At 69.8% G+C, this 19,245-nt stretch carries 24 protein-coding genes and 3 pseudogenes; 15 read left to right on the top strand and 12 right to left on the bottom strand.

The window, feature by feature from the left end; all coding sequences use genetic code 11:
- Nucleotides 1-453 (bottom strand): annotated as a pseudogene (locus JFN87_RS24785) (hypothetical protein); the annotation flags it as partial.
- 107 nt (nt 454-560) lie between these two features.
- Between JFN87_RS24785 and JFN87_RS24790 the strand changes: the two are divergent.
- From JFN87_RS24790 to JFN87_RS24800, 3 genes are all read left to right on the top strand, one after another.
- Nucleotides 561-1,979, top strand: coding sequence for an FAD-binding oxidoreductase (locus JFN87_RS24790; protein WP_209343310.1), 1,419 nt, complete (start codon nt 561-563; stop codon nt 1,977-1,979).
- 83 nt (nt 1,980-2,062) lie between these two features.
- A complete protein-coding gene (locus JFN87_RS24795; protein ID WP_209343312.1) occupies nt 2,063-2,266 on the top strand; it encodes a helix-turn-helix domain-containing protein in 204 nt (67 codons plus the stop codon).
- 7 nt (nt 2,267-2,273) lie between these two features.
- A complete protein-coding gene (locus JFN87_RS24800; protein ID WP_209343314.1) occupies nt 2,274-2,744 on the top strand; it encodes a Clp protease N-terminal domain-containing protein in 471 nt (156 codons plus the stop codon).
- Between the two features lie 27 nt (nt 2,745-2,771).
- Here JFN87_RS24800 and JFN87_RS24805 read toward each other — a convergent pair whose 3' ends face one another.
- From JFN87_RS24805 to JFN87_RS24815, 3 genes are all read right to left on the bottom strand, one after another.
- Complete coding sequence (locus tag JFN87_RS24805) at nt 2,772-3,548, bottom strand: SAM-dependent methyltransferase (protein WP_209343316.1); 777 nt, start codon at nt 3,546-3,548, stop codon at nt 2,772-2,774.
- Nucleotides 3,549-3,633: 85 nt separating this feature from the next.
- The gene (locus JFN87_RS24810) at nt 3,634-4,227 is read right to left on the bottom strand and encodes a pyridoxamine 5'-phosphate oxidase family protein (protein ID WP_209343317.1); all 594 of its coding nucleotides are present in this window, start codon (nt 4,225-4,227) and stop codon (nt 3,634-3,636) included.
- Nucleotides 4,228-4,345: 118 nt separating this feature from the next.
- Complete coding sequence (locus tag JFN87_RS24815; RefSeq protein ID WP_209343318.1) at nt 4,346-6,025, bottom strand: beta-1,3-glucanase family protein; 1,680 nt, start codon at nt 6,023-6,025, stop codon at nt 4,346-4,348.
- A 310-nt stretch (nt 6,026-6,335) separates the two neighbouring features.
- On the opposite strand from JFN87_RS24815, the pseudogene JFN87_RS33850 reads away from it, so the two are divergent.
- The 6 genes and pseudogenes from JFN87_RS33850 to JFN87_RS24845 all read left to right on the top strand — a co-directional run.
- A pseudogene (locus JFN87_RS33850) lies at nt 6,336-6,792 on the top strand (ATP-dependent DNA helicase); the annotation flags it as partial.
- A gap of 132 nt (nt 6,793-6,924) precedes the next feature.
- Complete coding sequence (locus tag JFN87_RS24825) at nt 6,925-8,094, top strand: RNA-guided endonuclease InsQ/TnpB family protein (protein ID WP_209343322.1); 1,170 nt, start codon at nt 6,925-6,927, stop codon at nt 8,092-8,094.
- An 85-nt stretch (nt 8,095-8,179) separates the two neighbouring features.
- Nucleotides 8,180-8,620 (top strand): annotated as a pseudogene (locus tag JFN87_RS24830) (ATP-dependent DNA helicase); the annotation flags it as partial.
- Nucleotides 8,621-8,683: 63 nt separating this feature from the next.
- Nucleotides 8,684-9,079 (top strand): GntR family transcriptional regulator, encoded by a 396-nt coding sequence (locus JFN87_RS24835; RefSeq protein ID WP_209343324.1) that lies wholly within the window; start codon nt 8,684-8,686, stop codon nt 9,077-9,079.
- A complete protein-coding gene (locus JFN87_RS24840; protein WP_209343326.1) occupies nt 9,076-9,996 on the top strand; it encodes an ABC transporter ATP-binding protein in 921 nt (306 codons plus the stop codon). The genes JFN87_RS24835 and JFN87_RS24840 overlap by 4 nt, the downstream gene beginning before the upstream one ends.
- Nucleotides 9,993-10,694, top strand: coding sequence for a hypothetical protein (locus tag JFN87_RS24845; RefSeq protein WP_209343328.1), 702 nt, complete (start codon nt 9,993-9,995; stop codon nt 10,692-10,694). Before JFN87_RS24840 ends, JFN87_RS24845 begins: the two co-directional genes overlap by 4 nt.
- Nucleotides 10,695-10,714: 20 nt before the next feature.
- Here JFN87_RS24845 and JFN87_RS24850 read toward each other — a convergent pair whose 3' ends face one another.
- Together JFN87_RS24850 and JFN87_RS24855 are read right to left on the bottom strand one after the other, a co-directional pair.
- Nucleotides 10,715-10,897, bottom strand: coding sequence for a hypothetical protein (locus JFN87_RS24850; RefSeq protein ID WP_209343330.1), 183 nt, complete (start codon nt 10,895-10,897; stop codon nt 10,715-10,717).
- A gap of 209 nt (nt 10,898-11,106) precedes the next feature.
- Complete coding sequence (locus JFN87_RS24855; RefSeq protein WP_209343333.1) at nt 11,107-11,730, bottom strand: TetR/AcrR family transcriptional regulator; 624 nt, start codon at nt 11,728-11,730, stop codon at nt 11,107-11,109.
- A 125-nt stretch (nt 11,731-11,855) separates the two neighbouring features.
- Here JFN87_RS24855 and JFN87_RS24860 point away from each other — a divergent pair, with 125 nt between their 5' ends.
- The 3 genes from JFN87_RS24860 to JFN87_RS24870 all read left to right on the top strand — a co-directional run bounded on the left by JFN87_RS24860 (nt 11,856) and on the right by JFN87_RS24870 (nt 14,672).
- Complete coding sequence (locus JFN87_RS24860; protein WP_209343335.1) at nt 11,856-13,307, top strand: amidase; 1,452 nt, start codon at nt 11,856-11,858, stop codon at nt 13,305-13,307.
- Between the two features lie 131 nt (nt 13,308-13,438).
- Complete coding sequence (locus JFN87_RS33855; RefSeq protein WP_307865588.1) at nt 13,439-13,594, top strand: aldo/keto reductase; 156 nt, start codon at nt 13,439-13,441, stop codon at nt 13,592-13,594.
- Between the two features lie 292 nt (nt 13,595-13,886).
- The gene (locus tag JFN87_RS24870; protein ID WP_209343336.1) at nt 13,887-14,672 is read left to right on the top strand and encodes a GNAT family N-acetyltransferase; all 786 of its coding nucleotides are present in this window, start codon (nt 13,887-13,889) and stop codon (nt 14,670-14,672) included.
- Between the two features lie 31 nt (nt 14,673-14,703).
- Here JFN87_RS24870 and JFN87_RS24875 read toward each other — a convergent pair whose 3' ends face one another.
- The 4 genes from JFN87_RS24875 to JFN87_RS24890 form a co-directional block, all read right to left on the bottom strand.
- Nucleotides 14,704-15,114: a type II toxin-antitoxin system VapC family toxin gene (locus tag JFN87_RS24875; RefSeq protein ID WP_209343337.1), complete on the bottom strand. Its 411-nt coding sequence runs from the start codon at nt 15,112-15,114 to the stop codon at nt 14,704-14,706.
- Nucleotides 15,111-15,332: a hypothetical protein gene (locus tag JFN87_RS24880; protein WP_209343338.1), complete on the bottom strand. Its 222-nt coding sequence runs from the start codon at nt 15,330-15,332 to the stop codon at nt 15,111-15,113. Before JFN87_RS24880 ends, JFN87_RS24875 begins: the two co-directional genes overlap by 4 nt.
- Nucleotides 15,333-15,498: 166 nt before the next feature.
- Nucleotides 15,499-15,717, bottom strand: coding sequence for a DUF397 domain-containing protein (locus tag JFN87_RS24885; protein ID WP_209343339.1), 219 nt, complete (start codon nt 15,715-15,717; stop codon nt 15,499-15,501).
- Nucleotides 15,714-16,535, bottom strand: a complete 822-nt coding sequence (locus JFN87_RS24890; RefSeq protein WP_209343340.1) for a helix-turn-helix domain-containing protein — start codon at nt 16,533-16,535, stop codon at nt 15,714-15,716. The genes JFN87_RS24885 and JFN87_RS24890 overlap by 4 nt, the downstream gene beginning before the upstream one ends.
- Nucleotides 16,536-16,757: 222 nt before the next feature.
- On the opposite strand from JFN87_RS24890, the gene JFN87_RS24895 reads away from it, so the two are divergent.
- Together JFN87_RS24895 and JFN87_RS24900 are read left to right on the top strand one after the other, a co-directional pair.
- Entirely contained in the window at nt 16,758-17,027 is a 270-nt protein-coding gene (locus tag JFN87_RS24895) for a hypothetical protein (protein ID WP_209343341.1), read from the top strand.
- 62 nt (nt 17,028-17,089) lie between these two features.
- Nucleotides 17,090-17,314 carry a DUF6480 family protein gene (locus JFN87_RS24900; protein WP_209343342.1) on the top strand — a complete coding sequence of 75 codons (225 nt, stop codon included), beginning with the start codon at nt 17,090-17,092 and terminating at the stop codon, nt 17,312-17,314.
- Between the two features lie 22 nt (nt 17,315-17,336).
- On the opposite strand, the gene JFN87_RS24905 is transcribed toward JFN87_RS24900, so the two are convergent.
- Both JFN87_RS24905 and JFN87_RS24910 read right to left on the bottom strand, forming a co-directional pair.
- The gene (locus tag JFN87_RS24905; protein ID WP_209343345.1) at nt 17,337-18,104 is read right to left on the bottom strand and encodes a CDP-alcohol phosphatidyltransferase family protein; all 768 of its coding nucleotides are present in this window, start codon (nt 18,102-18,104) and stop codon (nt 17,337-17,339) included.
- Nucleotides 18,105-18,227: 123 nt separating this feature from the next.
- Complete coding sequence (locus tag JFN87_RS24910) at nt 18,228-18,719, bottom strand: SsgA family sporulation/cell division regulator (protein ID WP_209343347.1); 492 nt, start codon at nt 18,717-18,719, stop codon at nt 18,228-18,230.
- Between the two features lie 332 nt (nt 18,720-19,051).
- On the opposite strand from JFN87_RS24910, the gene JFN87_RS24915 reads away from it, so the two are divergent.
- The coding region (locus JFN87_RS24915; RefSeq protein ID WP_209343349.1) for a DUF2510 domain-containing protein at nt 19,052-19,245 on the top strand (194 nt) is incomplete at its 3' end.

A 19,245-nucleotide genomic window follows, 5' to 3' on the forward strand; every position in this document is an offset into this window, starting at 1 on the left:
GGGCGCGGACGGTGCGGGCGGCGCGGAGCCCGTCCCCGGGCTCACCGCCCCCGCGCTCCCCGTGCCCGCGCCCGGTGTCGCCCCGTCCCCGCCCGCGGATCCGTAGAGCGCGCGGTCGAGGGCGCGCTCGGCCAGGGGATACGACGACGGGTCCGCCTGCTGGACGCCCCGCGCCACATACGCGGAACCGAGTACGGCCCACGCCTTGGCGTCGTCCGGATGCGCCCGCACCCGCGCCTCCCGGTCGCGGATCAGCGCGCTCAGGTCGGCGCGCGTGGCGGGCGCGCCCGCGGTGACGGCGGCGAGCGCCCGCCCCTCGGGCCCGGGGGCGGGCGGCGCGGCGGCATCCTTTTTCTCGTCCGGCACGAACACCAGCACGCCCACGACCAGAAGGCCGCCGACCCCGGCAGCCACAGCGGCGCGCCTGACATGTCTGACCTGATCCGACTTCATGGCGTTCATAGTCATTCACTGTGCGTCAATATGAAGATCACACCGCGCTGTGTGGGGTGGATCGCATACGGGTTCACACCGATGGCGGTCGGTGCGAACCTGGGATCATGGACGATCTGCTGGAACCCCGCGCCGGAGCGACGACCGCCCCCACCTCGCAGGCCGGGCTGGTGGAGCGGCTCCGTGCGGGGCTGCCCGCGGAAACGCTCGTCACCGACCCCGACGTGATGGTCTCGTACGCGCACGACACGGCGAGCTTCTGCGCGGCCGGGGCGCCCGCCGTGGTCGTGCTCCCGCGCACCGTCGAGCAGGTGCAGCACGTGATGCGGACGGCGACGGAGCTGCGCGTGCCCGTCGTGCCGCAGGGCGCCCGTACGGGCTTGTCCGGTGCGGCGAACGCGTCGGACGGGTGCCTCGTGCTGTCGCTCGTCAAGATGGACAGGATCCTGGAGATCGACGCCGCCGACCGGGTCGCCGTCGTCGAACCCGGCGTCGTCAACGCGACGCTTTCGCGCGCCGTGGCCGAGCGCGGCATGTACTACCCGCCGGACCCCTCCAGCTGGGAGACCTGCACCATCGGCGGCAACATCGGCACCGCCGCAGGCGGCCTGTGCTGCGTGAAGTACGGGGTGACCTCGGAGTACGTGCTCGGCCTCGACGTCGTCCTCGCGGACGGGAGGCTGCTGTCCACCGGACGGCGGACGGCCAAGGGGGTCGCGGGGTACGACCTGACGCGCCTGCTCGTCGGGTCCGAGGGCAGCCTCGGGATCATCGTGAAGGCCGTGCTCGCGCTGAAGCCCGAGCCGCCCGCGCAACTCGTGCTCGCCGCCGAGTTCACTTCGGCGTCGGCGGCAGGCGAGGCGGTGCGCCTCATCATGGAGCGCGGGCACGTACCGTCGCTGATGGAGCTGATGGACGGCACGACCGTCCGCGCCGTCAACGCCATGGCCCACATGGGTCTGCCCGAGACGACGGAGGCGCTGCTGCTCGTCGCCTTCGACACCCCCGACCCCGCGGCCGACCTGGCGGCGGTGGGTGAGCTGTGCACGGCGGCAGGCGCGACGGAGGTGGTGCCGGCGGATGATGCGGCCGAGTCGGAGATGCTCATGCAGGCACGGCGGCTCTCGCTGCCCGCACTTGAGGCGCGGTTCGGCACGACGATGATCGACGACGTGTGCGTGCCGCGCTCGCGGCTCAGCGACATGTTCGAGGGCGTCGAGGCCATCGCGGAGAAGTACGACACGCAGATCGGCATCTGCGCACACGCCGGGGACGGCAACACCCACCCGATCGTCTGCTTCGATCCCCAGAACGAGGACGAGGTGCGGCGCGCCGAGGAGGCGTTCGACGAGATCATGGCGCTCGGCCTGCGGCTGGGCGGCACCATCACGGGCGAACACGGCGTCGGTGTCCTGAAGAAGGAGTGGCTGGCCAGGGAACTCGGCCCGGTGGAGCTTGAGTTGCAGCGGCAGATCAAGAAGGCCTTCGACCCGCTGGGGCTGTTGAACCCCGGCAAGCTGTTCTAGCGGCAGTGCCGTGACGTGTCAGTCTGGGTTGACATGAGTGAGGCTGTCAGTCCAGACTGACATTGTCATGGAATACTGACCGCATGGATTCCGCAGACCTCTCGACCCGCCTGACCTCACTCGATCCCGCCGTCGGACTACGGGCCGTCGGCGCGCTGCACCGCCTCGCCGAACAGGTGGAGGCGTCGTCGGTGGCGCGTGCGCGCGCACAGGGATGGTCGTGGGAGCAGATCGGCGACGCGCTGGGGGTGTCGCGGCAGTCCGTGCACGCGAAGCACGGGAAGTGAGGCGACGATGTTCGAGCAGTTCGCGGGGGAGACCCGCGCGGCGGTGAGCGACGCGCTCGAAGAGGCGCGGCTGCGGGGCGACCGGCGCATCGGCACGGAACACCTGCTGCTGGGCGCGCTGTCGCACCAGCCGGCGGCCGCTGCCGGGACGGGGCTCGGTGTGGACGCGGGCGCGGTGCGCGACGCGCTGCGGGAACTGGACACGGAGGCGCTCACCGCCGTCGGCGTCGACGCGCGCGGTGTGGACCGTCCGCCGATCCCGGCGTCACGCAAGCGCACGCCGTTCACGTCGTCGGCGAAGTCGGTGCTCGGCGGTGCGCTGGCCGAGGTGCGCAGGGAGGGGGCGCGGCGGATCACACCGGCCCACCTGCTGATCGCGCTGCTGGAGACCAAGGAGCCCGACCCGGCCGCCGACGTGCTGACCCGGCTCGGAGTCGACCGCGCGGCGGCACGGGAGAGGCTCAGGCGCGCGGCTTGATCCCTTGGCCTTGCTGAACCGGGCAGCTCACCGCTTGCGCGCGACCCCGGCGTAGTTCGGATGCGGCCCGGTCTCCGGCGGAACCGGTGTGTCCGTGCGCCAGCGGGGCGTCGCCACCACCCCCGGTTCAATGAGTTCGAGGCCGTCGAAGAAGCGCTCGATCTCCGCGACGGACCGGCTCTGCGCCTCGATGCTGCTCGTGTAGGTCTCGTTGAGCTTCGCGCCCTCCTCGGCGAAGCCGTCGAGGGACACGTGCGTCAACGCCAGGTAACTCCCGGACGGCAGGGCGTCCATGAGGGCGGACACCACGCCGTACGGGTCGTACGCGTCGACGATGAAGTGCATGATCGCGATGAGCGACAGGGTGATCGGCCGCTCGAAGTCCAGGTACTCGCGGGCGTGGTCGAGGATCGCGCCGGGCTCGCGGATGTCCGCCTCGACGTAGTTCGTCGCGCCCTCGGGCGTGCCGACGAGCAGCGCCTCCGCGTGGCGCATGATGATCGGGTCGTTGTCCGCGTACACCACCCTGGCGGCCGGGTGGACACCCTGCGCGACCTGGTGCAGGTTGGGCGCGGTGGGGATGCCGGTGCCGATGTCCAGGAACTGCGTCACACCGTTGTTCGCCGTCCACGTGACGGCCCGCCGCATGAAGGCCCGGTTCTCGTGCGCCGCGTTCCGCATGAACTCGGGGATCTTCTCGCCCAGTTGCCGGTCCACCTCGTAGTGGTCCTTGCCGCCGAGCAGGTAGTCGTAGACCCGCGCGGGATGCGGGCGGCTCGTGTCGATCCTCGGTTTCGCACCCATCGATGTCACCCCGCTGAAGATCGGTTGATGCCTGCCACGCGAGTCTCCCACACGAGCCCGGGGCGCGCCCCGGGCGCGCCCCGGGCTACGCGGTGCCCGCGAGCGGGGGAAGGGGGAGTGGCAGGCCAGGCAGGCCGTCGATGCTCGTCGCGATGTGTTCCTTCTTGTGGAAGTAGGCGTCGAGCGACTCGTCCGTCTCGCGCGCGAAACGCGACCCGTGCAGCGAGCGGTCCTCGTCGTACGTCATGAACGGTACGGTGTACCCGCACGTGTCGCGGATCTTCTCCGCGGTCACGACGATGATCGCGCGCAGCCCGTGCCGGGTGGGGTCGCTGTCGGGGAAGTGTGCCAGCAGCCCGGACCACCGCTCGTCGTCGCGGAAGACCGGCTCCCCGCGGCCGTGCACGCGCACGATGTTGGGCGGGCCGTCGAACGCGCACCACATCAGTGTGATGCGGCCGTTCTCGCGCAGATGGGCGATCGTCTCGGCGTTGCTTCCCGCGAAGTCGAGGTAGGCAACGGTGTGTTCGTCGAGCACGGCGAACGAGCCGTTGAGTCCCTTGGGTGAAAGGTTGACGGTGCCGTCGCTGTCCAGCGGCGCCGTGGCGGTGAAGAAGATGTGCTGCGCCTCGATGAACGCGCGCAGCCGGCCGTCTATCCGCTCGTAGCTCTTTCCCATACGCCGATTATGGCCGGGCGGTCTCCACGCGGCACGCGCATAAGGCGTGCGTCTCACGTTGTGGCCGCCGGCCGGTAACCGCGTGGAGCCGCTACCGGCCGGCAACCGCTGCGGGCGGCTACTTCGTGAACGTGAACCAGTTCACGTTCACGAAGTCCGAAGTGCTTCCGGCGAAGACCAGATAGACGTCGTGCACCCCCGTGGCGCCCGCGACGATGTTGGCCGGTACCGTCTGCCAGTTCTGCCAGCCGCCGTTGTTGCCGAAGTCGATCTCGGCGACCTTCGTGCCCGTCCTGCTGTCGAGCCGTACCTGTATCGCTCCGCTCACACCGGCGGCCGCACCCGAGGCGATGCGGGCGACGAACTGGTTGGGGGAGGACGAACCGAAGTCCACCGAACCGTACTTGAGCCAGTCGCCGTTGGAGATGTAGCCGACGTCCTGCCCGCCGCCCGAGTCCGTGCAGCTCTCCTTCGTCGTGCCGCTCTGGCCGCTGTACGACTCGGCCTGGATCCTGGAGTACGCGCCGGTGCCCGACCCGCCGGGAGGCTGATCGCCCCCGCCGCCTGCTCCGGCGCCCAGCGAGACCGTCCACGAGGTGGGGGCGCCGTCCTGGATGTGGCCGTCGACGGGGGCCGCGCCGGTGGGGCCGACGTCGTCGTAGGGGAAGGCGTAGCCGATGCTCGCGTACTGGTGGACGAGCCTGGCGTAGTGGTTCGTGGTGGGGTCGGTGTAGTACTGCGACGGGTTCACACCGTCGGGCTGGTTGTCGCCGCCGGAGACCAGCAGGCTGCTCCGGTTGAGCGCGGCGGCGAGGCGGGCCGCGACGGCGCCGCGCGCGTCGCTGCCCGAGTTGTAGAGCGGCCCGCTCGCACAGCCGAAGATGTCGACGGCGCTCGGCTTGGTGAACGGGACGCCGTTGGTGTTGAGACCGGCGAACGTCAGCACGCCACCCGACACCGTGCCCCGGTAACTGCCGATGCTGCCCTGCCCGTTCACGGTCAGGGTGTGCGACTGGTAGTAGTTCCAGACCGCGTCCAGGTACCCGTTCCAGTAGCCGCCGAAGTCGACGGGCGAGTGCCCGGGCGCGAGCACGCGCACCACCGCACCGGAGGAGTCGGTGGCGACGAGCCGGTCCCACGGCGCGCCGTCCGCGGCGTGCTGTGCCCGCAGGCCGGAGGCTATGGAGGCGAGGGCCCCGTTCGGCAGCGGGCTGACCGACTGCGAGCCTGAGCTGCCGGTGCTGGCCATCGACACGGGCAGCGCGACCATGTCGACGTAGCTGATGTTCGCGTACAGGTTGGCGCTGTTGTACGTGAACTCGCAGAACGTCCAGTTCGTCTGCCAGTTGGGGTCCGACGACGTGAAGCCGGGCTGCACGAGGCCGGGCACGCCGCCGTTGCCGCCGGGCGGGTTGACGAAGAACTGGATCTTCTTGCCGACGGAGAACCAGACGCGCCCGCCGATGATGTAGTCGCTCAGTGTGAGACGCGTCGGCGCCGAGCCGGACGCGCCCAGCGGTATCGAGTAGTCCGCTATCGGGGTGACGGGACTCGACGGGCTGGGCAGCCGGTTGAAGCGGCCGTCCGGCCCGACGAATCCGGGCCAGCCAGAGCTGTCGGCGCCGCTGACGTAGGCGTAGACGGTTCCGCTGCCCGAGTTGTTCTCCAGGGCAAGCGGCAGCGAGGGCGACGCGGCCCACGCTTTCGGCGCGAGCGCGCCGGAGACGAGGGGCGAGCCGAGGGCGGCGGCCACTCCTGCCGCGCCGGCGGCCGTGACGAACGAGCGTCTGGAAAGCACGTGTTCCTCCTGGGGGAGGCGGGGACGGTGTGGGGGCGGCGCTGCACTGTCGAGGAGACGGGCGGGTGCGACGGGCGCGGGGACGCCCGGGGAGCGGATACGGAAGAAACCTTTCAACACTATTGGTCTAGGCCAGACATGGCGTCAAGGGAGCGGACGGAATCGCTCGCGACTCGCCCCGCCCGGGGCGCGGAGATGCCCTCGGGCGCGCCCGAGGGCAGGCCGGCCGGAAAAGCGCAATGGGCGATACGGCATGGATTCGGTCTTAAAGACATGGCTTCGCGAAGTAAGTCCTGACTTACCTTCAATCGGCCCGGCACACGAACTGGACCTGGACGCCGTCCGCGCCGATCTCCTCGACGACGCGGGTGTCGACAGGGCGGTCGAGGCGCTGTGGCCCTGGCTGGCGCCCGGTGACCTCGTGAAAGCGCTCCTGACGAACGCCCGCGCTCTCGCCGAGCACCTGCCCCGCCTGACCGCGCACGAGCGGTCCCTCCTGCTGCGCGGCCCCGACGATCTCTGGCCCGATGCCGATGTGCCGTTGCTGGACGAGGCGGCGAGCCTGGTCGACGGTCCGCCCGAGCGGAAGTACGGGCACGTCGTCGTCGACGAGGCGCAGGAACTGACCGCCATGCAGTGGCGGATGATCGTCCGCCGCTGCCCGGCAAGGGCGATGGACACTCGTGAGCGACTTCGCCCAGGCAGGCCCGGTCACAACAGCACGCGACTGGAAGGAAGCGCTGAGCCCCCACGTCGGACCGCGGTTCACCTGATTTGTCGCTTGGAAGCCTGTCCTTCAGGGCCAGGAGGAAAGGCGTCCTCGGTGCGGAGCCGCGCAGCGGCGGAGTGCTCTGCATCCTGTCTGGACGGCGATTTGACGACTCGTCGGGTATCGCCCTATGTTGCTTTACGTGAAGATTGTCGCGCAGGTGAAGTTGTTGCCTGCGTTCGCTCATGACGCGGACGCGCTGGCGGCGACGCTGCGTGCCTGCAACCGGGCCGCGAATCACGCGTCCGAAGTGGCTTTCGCCAAGAATCTGAAGCGGCGTAATGGGTTGCAGGATGCCGTGTACCACCAGCTGAAGGCCGACTTCGATCTCGGGGCGCAGGCTGCCGTGCGTACGATCACGAAGGTGTGCGACGCCTACGCCACGCTCAAGGCGAACCTCAAGGCGGGGAACTACGGGCCGGAGGGTTCCAGGCGCCGGGTCCGGGTCGAGGCCAGGCCGATCCGTTTCCGTGAGGTGTCGGCGCAGCCGTTCGACGACCGGATGCTGACCTGGAACCTCGACCAGAGGTCGGTGTCCATCTGGACGGTGGCCGGTCGCCTGAAGGGCATCCCGTTCGTCTGCTCCGACGAGGCCACGAAGCTCCTGGCCGCCCGCAAGGGGGAGTCGGACCTGGTGATGCGGGACGGCATGTTCTTCCTCTACGCCACCATCGACATCCCCGAACCCGAGAGGTACGAGCCCGACAGCTTCCTCGGCGTGGACCTCGGCATCGTCAACATCGCCACCACCTCTGACGGCCGGAACATGTCCGGCCGGCAGGTCAACCGCTACCGGCAGCGCAAGCGGGATCTGCGCAGCAAGTTGCAGAAGAAGCGCACGAAGTCCGCGGCCCGTGTACTCAAGCGCAATCGGCGCAAGGAAGCCCGGTACGCCACCCAGCGCAATCACATCATCGCCAAGAAGCTCGTCGCCCACGCTGAACGCACCTCCCGGGGTATCGGTCTGGAAGATCTGACCGGTATCCGGCAGAGGGTTACGGCCAAGAAGGACCAGCGGGCACGGCTGCACTCCTGGGCGTTCGCCCAGCTCGGTACCTTTATCGAGTACAAGGCCCGGCGGGCTGGTGTTCCGGTGGTCCGTGTGGACCCACGGAATACCTCGCGTCAGTGCTCGGAGTGCTGGCACACCCACCGCTCCAACCGGGTGACTCAGGCACGGTTCGTGTGCAGGTCCTGCGGGACGGTTCTGCACGCGGACCACAACGGCTCCCGCAACATCGCCCACCGGGCCGATGCTGTGTGGCAGCGGGGCGCAGTCAACCGCCCCAGTACCGCATAGCGGTACCGGACGCAGGGCACCACAGTGAGGGCTTCACGCCCCTACTCTGCCTGCAAGCCTGGCCCTTCAGACCAGGTAGTTGACACTGCACAACCTGACCGTCAGCTACCGCGCCACGCAGGAGATCCTGGAGAGCGTCCACGGCCTGCTCGCGCGGATCGCCCCTGACCAGAAGCCCACACGGTCACTGCGCAGCGGGGAGAGCCCCCGCACCGTCACCGCACCTCAAGGCGGGTTGGCCACCGCCGTCATGGCGGAACTGCGCGCCCAGAGCGCCGCGCATCCGGGCGAGCTGCTGGGAGTGGTCTGCGCGGACGCCAGGGCGGCCGAGCTGACGGCGCGGGGCGCCGCCGACCACGCGCGCATCGTGCCGGCTTCCGAAGCGCGCGGCCTGGAGTTCGACGGGGTCGTCGTCGTGCACCCCGAGGAGATCGCCGCGGCCCGCCCCGGCGGGGAAAGGGACGTGTACGTGGCCCTGACCCGCGCCACCAAGCGCCTCTGCACGATCACGGCCCAGCCCGCCTGACTCTCTTGCCTACCTCCATGGTCCCTTAGTACGGTGGGTAACCGGTTAAGCAATGGAGGAGCCATGTCACTCCCTGAAGACGGCGGGCCGATCTTCGCGCAGATTGCCGCAGAGCTGGCGAACCAGATCGCCGACGGCACCGTGGGCGAGGGCGAACGCGTCGCGTCGAGCAACGAACTCGCGTCGTTCTACCGGGTCAACCCGGCCACGGCGGCCCGCAGCCTCACCGCCCTCTGCGAGGACGGCCTCGTGGAGAAGCGGCGGGGCGTCGGCATGTTCGTCGCCAAAGGCGCGCGCGAGCGGCTGCTGCGCGCACGGCGGCAGCGCTTCGCCGAGCGCTACGTGCGGCCGTTGACGGCGGAGGCCGCACGCCTCGGCATCGGGCTCGACGAGCTGCTCGGACTGGTGCGCGAGGAACTCGCATCCGTGGAGCTGACGGTGGGAGGGGGATCGGCATGACACCGGCGATCTCGGTGGCCGGACTCGGCCGCCGCTACCGCGACCACCAGGCGCTGGCCGACGTCACGTTCGACATCGGCACGCCGAGCGTCACCGGTCTCGTGGGCCGCAACGGCGCGGGGAAGACCACACTGATGCGCATCCTCGCCGGCCAGGAGTTCACCACCTCGGGGCGCGTGCACGTCTTCGGGTCCACGCCGCTGGAGAACGACGCGGTGCTGCGCCGCATGCTCCTCGTACGCGAGGACCAGGCCTACCTCGACCTGCGGGTGCGGCACGCGGTCAGGGCCGCCTCGCTGGTCTACCCGAACTGGGACGCGGGCCTGGCGGACACACTGCTCGACGCGTACGAACTGCCGCAGGCCCGGCCGATCAAGAAGCTGTCGCGCGGCATGCGCACCGCGCTCGGCATCACCGTCGGCCTTGCCGCGCGCGCCGAACTCACCCTGTTCGACGAGCCGTACGCCGGCCTGGACGCGGTCGCCCGCACACTCTTCTACGACCAGCTGCTGGCCGACTACACCGCCCACCCGCGGTGCATCGTGCTCTCGACCCACCTCATCGACGAGGCCGCCGAACTCCTCGACCGCGTCCTGGTACTCGACCGCGGCCGTCTCGTCCTCGACGCGGCCACCGACGACCTGCGCGGCACCGCCACGACCGTCACAGGACCGTCCCACAGCGTGCAGCGGTTCGTCGCGGGCCGTACGACGCTGAGCCTGCACACCATGGGCGGCCAGGCCAGGGCCGTGATGGCCGGCCGGCTCGACGAACGCGACCGCGAACTCGCGGGCCACCTGCACCTGCGCCTCGAGGGGCTCACGCTCCAGCAGCTCGCGGTCCACGCCGCCGAGCACCACGACGCGCCCGGCCACCACGGCCCGTCCGCCCGCCCCACGACAGCGAAGGCATCATGATGCGCACGACCGCGCTCGTCACCGTCGCCCGCTATCTGCTGCTCGACCGCGTCACCTACGTCGTACTGCCTTGGGCCTGGGGGGCGTTCGGCTTCGCGATCGACGTGGTGATCCTGCGACTCACACCGGCCGGTGACACCGGTCAACGCTGGGTCGGCGGACTCGCCGCGGTCTTCATCGTCGTGTTCTCCGCGGGCGTGCAAACGGTGGCCCGCGCACTGCCGTTCGCCCTCACCCTCGGGGTGAGCCGCCGTACCTACTACCTCGGCGCCTGCGCGCTGGCCCTCGCCATGGCCGCGTGCTTCGGCCTCGTGGTGACGCTCGGACAGGCCGTCGAGCGCGCGACCGGCGGATGGGGCCTGCACATGGCCTTCTTCCGCGTCCCCTACGTCCTCGCGGGCCCCTGGTACATGTCGTGGCTCACCGCGACGACCGCGTTCGCCCTGCTGTTCGTCTACGGGATGTGGCACGGCCTGGTCTACCGCCGCGCGGGGATGACCGGCACCACGATCTTCGGCGGCGCCCAGCTCACGGCGCTGGCCCTCGCCGCGGTCATCGCGACCTGGGCGCACGGCTGGACGAGCATCGGCCACTTCTTCACGACGATCACGGTCGCGGGAGCCACCGGCGTCCTGGCGATCCTGGTCGCGGTCATGTTCGCGGGCGGCTTCGCGACGATCCGCCGCCTGACGGTGTAGCCCGCGCCCGCCCGGACGGGCTACACCGAGGCCGACGCGGCGGAGGCTCGTCGCCTGAGCGCGATGACGACGAAGAGCACGGAGACGACGGCCGCGGAGGACAGCAGGACCCACTGGACCCACCGGGTCCCCCACCACGAGAGGACCCGTCCCGCGACGATCACCGCCGGCAGGATGAACACGTAGCCGGGAACTATGCTCACACTGAACCGCTCCGCGACACGGAGGTCCGGCCCGTCTGCCGTGACGTGATGTGGTAACCCATATTGACCAACCCTACGGTCGGGTGTTTGACGGTCATCGGGTCCCTGTTCCCGCTCCGGTCAAAGGCGCTTTCCAGGTGAGGAGGCGCGCCGGATCACACTCGCAGGCCCACGTTGAGGGCGGTGATCGGGCGGGCGGCGCTGGGCGGTCAGTCAGACGCCCTGTATGCGCCGAGGTGGGAGCGGTGCCGGTTCACGATTCCCTCGACGACCTTCATCAGTCGGTCTCCCGTCTGATCGATGCTTCCGTTCTGTGTGCTGACCTGCGCCCCTTCGAGTGCGAAGGTGATCTCGGCTGCGGCCTGATCGGGATCGGGCATCTGGGCTTTGGTGCACATGCCGATCAGCCTGCGTGTCTGGTGGGCCTTGTGGTCCTGGATCACTTGCCGTGCCGGATGAAGGCGGTCGGGCAGCTCGGCGAGGGAGTTGATGAACGGGCAGCCCCTGTATGAGATCGCCGGCAGCCCTTCGGCGATGAAGCGGGCCAGGCCCAGGATCTGCTCCTCGGGTTGGTCGGGGTATTCGGATTCCACGCGCTCGAAGGCCGCCCGGTAATCGGCGGCGACGATCCGCAGCCACTCTGCGACCAGCGCGTCCTTGGTCTCGAAATGTCGGTAGATCGCCATCTTGGTGGTCTCGGCCTTGTCGGCGATCGCCTGAACCCCCACCTGCCGGATCCCTTCTCTCTGGAAGAGCTCTTCGGCGGCGTCGAGGATGCGCTCACGAGGCGGCAGCTTCGCCACTCTGCTCGGCCTGCTGAGGGTCGATGCCATGACTACTCCGTCACTCGGGCCGGTCGATGGTGGGGCTCGCAGCCCCTACGGTACCAGCCGGACCTCTTCGATACCGTAAGGTATCGTTTGGTTCTCGACGGTATCGTTCTCGTCAGGGAGTGGCAGTGAGAGTTTCTGAATACGTGAGCTTTGACGCGGTCGGGCTGGCGGAGCTGGTGGCCAAGGGCGAGGTGCTCCCAGCCGAGCTGGAGGCAGCCGCACGCGAGGCTGTACAGGCAGTTGATCCGCAGATCAACGCAGTCGTAGAGACATGGCCGATCGACGACGAACCTGTCCCTGGCAGCACACCACTGGCCGGCGTCCCTTTTCTGATCAAAGACATTGCGGTGGCCATGACGGGTAGGCGAATGGAGCTGGGAAGCCGTCTGGCAGCCGGTAACGTCGCCGGCGCCGACTCCTCGCTGATGCAGCGCTTCCGTCGCGCCGGCCTCGTGACGTTCGGGCGCACCGCGACACCGGAGATGGCTTACGGCATCTCGACGGAATCAGCGTTGTACGGCGCGACCCGCAACCCGTGGGACCTGGAGCGGAGCGCGGGCGGATCCAGTGGAGGCGCGGCCGGCGCTGTAGCCGCCGGGGTGGTCCCGATCGCCCATGGCACCGACGCCGCCGGATCGGTCCGTATCCCCGCCGCCTACAACGGCCTCTTCGGGATCAAACCCACCCGTGGCCGGGTCTCCATGGGGCCCGACGTCGACGAGGTCTTCAGCGGCCTTGCCGTGCACGGCAGCGTCAGCCGCACCGTACGCGACAGCGCGGTACTGCTCGACCAGATAAGCGGCCCGGAACCGGGCGACCCCTACTCCGCCCAGCAGCCGTCACGGCCGTACGCGGAGGAAGTCACCCGTCATCCCGGCTCTTTGCGAATCGGTGTCCTCTCCCAAGCGTGGGGCGGACGCCGCACTGCCGCATCGGTGACCGACGCCCTCGCCCGCACCGTGCGGTTGCTTGAATCCCTCGGCCACCAGGTGAACGAGATTGAGGTCGACCTCGGCGCCGACTGGGAGGAATTCGTCCTGGCCAATGCCCGGCTCATGACAGTGAACCTCACCACCCTGGTCGACGGGTTGGCCGCCGCCTCCGGCCGTCCCGTCGACTCGTCGATGCTTGAGCCGGCCACCCTCGCCGGCTACCACTACGGGCAGCGGGTCGGCGGCGCGCAATTCCTCACCGCTCTCGCGATGCGGAACCGGGTGGCACGAAGCCTGGCGCGGTACTTCGACGCGTACGACATCCTCCTCACGCCGACCCTGCCAGAGCCTCCAGTGCCTCTGGGCACCCATACCGAGGGCGCGGAGACACTGGACGGCCTCGGCTGGATCGAGCGCATCAATGACCTGTCGCCGTTCACCATGCCGTTCAACGTGGCGGGCACGCCCGCCGTGTCAGTACCGGTGACGACCGACGCGGGGACGGGACTCCCTGTCGGTATGCAGTTCGCTGCCGGATATGGCCTTGAAAGCCGACTCTTCCGCCTCGCCGGACAACTCGAACAGGCAAGTCCGTGGTCAGGCCGAACCCCCACGGTGTGGGCAGGGGACCACCCAGACCGCTGAAGAACGCTCATGGCACGCCGCAGAGAGAGATCGACGGATTCTTGCCGGCTCAGGACCGAGAACTCTCGCGGCGCACGGGACACATGCCCTCCATGCCGAGGCGAAGCTGCGACGCGCAGGATGGGATGGGCGTGCTCACCGAACGCAACCTGGCCATCGCCGATGCCGTGAAGGATGTCGCCACGGAGCTGGGCCGTACGCCCGCCCAGGTCGGACTGGCCTGGACGCTGCAGAACCCTGACGTGACGGCACCGATCATCGGCGACCGCACCCCCGCCCAGCTGTAGGACAATCCGGGCGCGCTGGAGGCCGACTTCACCGCCGCCCAGCCGGCCCGCCTCGACGAGGCCAGCGCGATCGGAACTCGGCTTCCCGCACGATGCGCTCGCCAGTGACCACATCCGCAAGGTGACCGCAGGTGACATGAAGATCGGCTCTCGCCGCTGATGCCTGCGCTCTCGTTGTGCCGGGTGGTGTGGGCGGCCTCCATCCGGCACTACCGCTACGGCCTGGCTCGCGCTTGCGCACCTGGAAGAGGGGAGCTGCTAAATCAGTTGACCTGCTTCGTACGGTGTTCGGGTGAAGGACACTCTGATCAACGAACTCCGCACCGCGTACGACGCGCAACTGCGAGGTGTCACCCCGCCCGGCGGGAGCGCCCGTATCGAGAGCGACGGTCCGCTGACCCGTGTCGTCGGCTGGCATCGTGGTTTCGTCACGGGCCCACGTGACCTCGGTGTGTACGGAGACGAGCTGGACACGCTCATCGCCCGGCAGCGTGACTTCTATGCGGCCCGTGGCGAGGCGGTCGAGTGGAAGACGCGCGCTCACGACCTTCCCGCCGACCTTCCCGACCGGCTCACCGCGGCCGGGTTCGTCGCCGAGGACAGCGAGACCGTGCTCATCGGGCAGTCCGCGGACCTCGCGGAGGACCCCGTCCTACCCGACGGCGTGACCCTCCGCCGCGTCGCCGCCAGAGCGGACTTCCAGCGCATCGCCGCCATGGAAAGCGCCGTCTGGGGCGAGGACTGGAGCTGGCTGGCCGACGACCTTGCCGCCCGGGTCGAGGGCGCCCCGGAGAACACCGTCGTCCTTGTCGCCGAGGCGCACGCCGAAGTCGTCTGCGCGGCATGGCTGGTGTTCAAGGACGGCGTCGACTTCGCCGGCCTGTGGGGTGGCTCAACGCTCAAAGAATGGCGCGGGCAGGGCATCTACCGGGCCATGGTCGCCCACCGGGCCCGGCTCGCCGCTGCCCGCGACGTCCCCTACGTCTATGTGGACGCCTCGGCCGACAGCGCGCCGATCCTCACCCGCCTCGGCCTGCACGCGGTCACGACGACGACACCGTACGTCTGGTCGCCCTGAGCCGAACCGACCGTCGTCCGCCCGGCTGCCGCTATGGCAGCAAGGCGAAGGAGGAAGGGGCCTTGGGGCGGACGACGCTGAAGTGGCGGCGATCGAGGGTGGCGATGGCGCCCGCGCCGAGTCGTTCGGCGATGGCGAAGACCGACGCGTCGACGGCGCCGAGGGGGAAGTCGGCGTACTTCTCCACCAGCTCGACCATGCGTTCGATGTCCTGAGCGGCCAGGGGAATCAGGCTCATCTGGCCAGCACGGACGGAGCGCAGGAACGCGGCTTCCGCGCGGGTGCCGTGCTCGCGCTCCAAGAGGTAGCAGACCTCGGTGAGCACGGGATAGGGCACAAGCAGCGGGCGAGGGGTGCGGCGCATGAGCTCGACGCAGCGGGCGTGGTCCTGGTCGTCGGCATCGGCGGCCGCCACCAGCGCACCGGTGTCCCAGATGATCACTCGGTGTCGCGTCCCATCTCGGCGCGAAGGATCTCGCCGGAACGTGCGCCCAGGTCACCCTTGCCGCTGGACAGAGCGCCGACGAAGTCGGGCAGCGGCCACTCTTCCCCGCCGTCCTCGGCCGGCGTGCTCTCCCTCACGAGGGCCAGTATCGGTGCGACCTGCGACTCCGGCAGCCGTTCGATAAGGGCATGCAGCTCTTCACGCAACGTGCTCATGACGCCAGGATAGGGACAATCCGCGCGGTACGGCAGTCGAACGAGGGCGGACGGTAGCGGGGCGAGCGGTGCAGGCGGTTGTTCCCCGCCTTCGCCGGACCGGTCGGCAGCCCGGTCGGGGCACGGAGGGTGGTGCTGGCGGCCGGTGTGAGCGTGGACGAGGAGGTCAGACGGAGCCGGGCAGGTCGTTCTTGAGCGCGGTGACGAACGCCGTCCAGGCGGGGCGGGGCAGGAGCAGTGCCGGGCCGTGGGGGTTCTTGCTGTCGCGGACGGGGAGGGCGGCGGGGAGGTTGGTCGCGATCTCGACGCACTCGCCGCCGTCGCTGTTGCTGTACGAGCTCTTGCGCCAGGCCGCATTGGTCAGGTCGATGGGTCGCACGGTCATTCCTCCATCATCCGCACTATGAGCTTCGCCGACTCGGTCGGAGACAGCGCCAGGTCACGCACGGCATCATAACGTCGTTGCAGGCGCTCAACAGAGGCCGATTCGCTGATCAGTTCGCCCCTGTGGTCGTTCTCGACGTACGCCACGGTCTCGCCGTCCCCCATGCGCAGGAACATCACCGCCGTGTTGCGCAGGCCGTGCAGTCCCGCTTCCTCCGGAACCACCTGAAGCGTCACGTTCGACTGCTCCGCAGCCCGTGACAGGTGCTCCAACTGCATGCGCTGCTCGGTGGCGTCCTGCAACCGGGTTCGGAGGACTGTCTCCGACAGGATGGTGCGGAAGTGCGGCGCGCGCTTGCCGTTCAGCAACTCGGCCCGACGTGTGCGGGCCTCGACCTGGCGTGCCAGGTCCTCGCCCTCGGCGCCGCCACTGGCCAGAAGCTCGGTCGCGTATCCCGCGGTTTGCAGCAGGCCTGGCAGGACGCCAGGGGCGTAGTGCCACAGACTCACCGCCTCCGCCTCCAGCGTCATGTAACGCCGGTACTGCTCCTTGAACTGCGTCGGGTCGCCGATCGCCAGTTCCCACAGCGTCAGCAGGAAGCCGGGCGTTCCGTAGTGCTGGTCGAGCGCTTCGACCACCTCGGGGCCGCCCAGCGTCTCGCCGCTCTCCATCTTGCCGAACAGTGACCAGTCCCAGCCCAGCACCTCGCCCAGCCTGCGCAGGCTGTCGCCCTGCCGCCCCCGTAACGTCCTCAGCTCCTCCGCGAACCGCTGCCGCGGCTGCTGGCTCCTGCCCGTGACCACTCGCCTGTGCGGCATCGCGCCGGCCCTCCCTCGCCGTCCGGTGGAAAGTGTGGAATTTCCCGTTCGGTGCGGCGGAAGCACGGTCTCCTGCGGTCTTCCGAGGCCCCGATCCGGCTACATGCTGGTACCGCTCGCACTACGCACGGTAGTCACATCCCGTGCCGGGCGGAAGGGAATTCACCAGATATGACGAAACGTCAGGATGAGGGCGGACGGGCCACGGCGAGTCGGCCTCTCGTGCGTGACGAGGCGACCGGGCGCGTCGGGGAGTTGATGTTCCTGGGCGACTGGGAGGATCCCGACGCCCGGCCGCCCCGCAGCCACCGGCTCGCGTTCATCCGGCCGCTGGGCGGCGGGCGCGAGTGGTGCACCGCGCCCGAGTGCGTGACCGTGCTTCCCGCGTGCGAGCCACCCGCTGCCGGCGGGACGCGCTGCACGCACGACGTCATCGCCCGGCGCGACGGGAAGACGCACTGCCGCGACTGCGCCGCGCAGATCTACCTGTGAGGGCCGAGTGCGGCGCGGGCGCCCGGTGGGATGGAAGCCGCGCGATGGGTACCCGCGCGGCCATGACTGCTTCGAACCCGGATCCCGAACCGCGTACCACGACCGGACTCGCGCCCGGTGGCGGTGTGCCGCCCGGCGAGACGCCCCCTGGTGAGGACAGCATGTCCGAGGCGGGGCCGCGTCACGTGCAGCCCCGAGGGTGGGCCACGGGACCCCTCCTGACCATCCTCGTGTGCGCCCTGCTGCTCGTCCTCGCCCTCGGCTTCTCCTTCTGGTTCAGCGTCTGAGGGAGCCGCCCCGGCAGGGGCGTCAGCGCAGGCGGGACGAGTTCATGATCGACGCGAGGTGCGCCACCACCATCACCCAGCTCACCGCCGCGATCGCCGCGACCGCTATACGCGTGGGCTCCGTGCTGTTGATCGCCGCGTCCACGATCGCCACCGCCAGCAGCAGCAGCGACGCCTCGATGCCGTTGGTGATGCGGTGGATCTTGAACGCGGAGGCGATCCGGCGGGCGAACGCGATGGACTGGGCGCGGGGAGCCGTCGACTCCTCGGTCGCCACCGGGAGGCCGCGGCGCGCACGCGCCACGTCCACCAGGTCCGTCGAGGCCTTCAGCAGCACGATGCCGAGTGCAGCGGCCAGCCCGACGGACACCCACAGCAGCGAGCCGCCGCGCGCGGCCCTGAACCCGGCGCCCACCAGGAGCGCCGCGTCCGCCAGGTAGGCGCCCAGGCGGTCGACGTAGATGCCGACCGCGCTGTTCTGGCCCTTCCAGCGCGCCACTTCGCCGTCGACGCAGTCGAACAGCAGGAACAGCTGGAACAGGACGGCCGCGAGCAGCGCGCCCCACAGGCCGGGGATCAGCAGGGCGAAGCCCGCGAGGATCCCGCACACCACCATCGTCCAGGTCAGGGCGTTGGGCGTGACGCGCGTGCGCACCAGCTGCCGCGTGGCGTGCAGGGACAGCGTCCGCATGTACATGCGGCCGGCCCAGTGCTCGCCGTTGCGGCTCGCGAGTTTCGCGTTCGGCTGGCAGACCTCGCGCAGTTCCGCCAGTGCCGGTGCAGTCGTCATCCCGGTGTTCCCTCTCGCCCTCCGCCGACCCGTGTCGCCCAAAGGGTAGATGACCTCCCGGAGTCCTCCCGCGTCCACCTGTCGTTGACGGCGAGAGCCGTGTGATCGGCCGGTCGCGGCGCGTCACTCGCCGGCGTCGTGGCAGTCCGTTCCGTCCGACGGCCACGGGTCGCGCAGCCACAGCTCGTCCGCCGGTGTGGGCGCCAGCAGCGCCGCCAGGCCGTCGTCGATGCCGAGCCGTGCGGACTCGGTGCCGGGCGGCACGACCCCCAGCGTGCGCTCCAGCCATCCGTAGACGTCGTCGAGTGCCGCCTGGAGCAGCGCGTCGCCCTCTGGTGACGTCAGCGCCAGGCAGATCAGGCCCTCCCCGTCGACGCGCGTGGGCCAGATCCGCACGTCGCCGTGGCCGCACGGCCTGAACACCCCCTCCACCAGCAGCTCGCGCGCGAACGTCCAGTGGACCGGATTCGCCGAGTGGATGTGGAAGGCGATGTGGACCGCGTACGGGTCCGACGTCAGGTATGTCAGCCTGGCGGGCACGGCGACGCTGTGCTCAGGCGACAGGACCAGGTCGACGTCGAGCTCGTGTTCCACGACGGTGTTCGTTGCGCCCATGGTGTCCGTCCTCTCCCTCGTTCGGCCCCGGGACTGGTTGTTGTCCGGTTGTTGTCCGGGCGCCGTACTGGGAGAGAGCGGGGAAGCGCGCGGTCATGACGCGACTTTCCCCATGATTTTTTGGGGCGCACGCGAACGGGTGGATGAGCGAACGGGTGTACGAGCCGCTTGGGGTCTGCGCTGAGTGCTCGCTCCCCGGGTGCTGGTGACGTTGTGCGACGAAGTCGTGACCGGAAAGTGGCGCAAACGAGAGGACCGGCCCTCCGGCGGCCGGTGTTCTGATAGATGTGAAGCCTCGAACAAGGCTCTTGAGGAGATACGGGACCACGGTGATGAGCGCCCCGACATCGGCAGCCGACGGCGGCGGCCCCGCGGCCGGCTACTACCCGGACCCATCGATCCCGGGCTACGTCCGGTACTGGAACGGCGCCGCCTGGGTGCCGGGCACCAGCAGGCCCGCGCCGCCCGGGACGGTGCCCGCGGCAGCGTCCGGGGCGACCGCGCCCGCGGACGCCGGTAACGCGCC

This window comes from Streptomyces montanisoli, assembly GCF_017813245.1.
In the GTDB taxonomy this organism is placed as follows: domain Bacteria; phylum Actinomycetota; class Actinomycetes; order Streptomycetales; family Streptomycetaceae; genus Streptomyces; species Streptomyces montanisoli.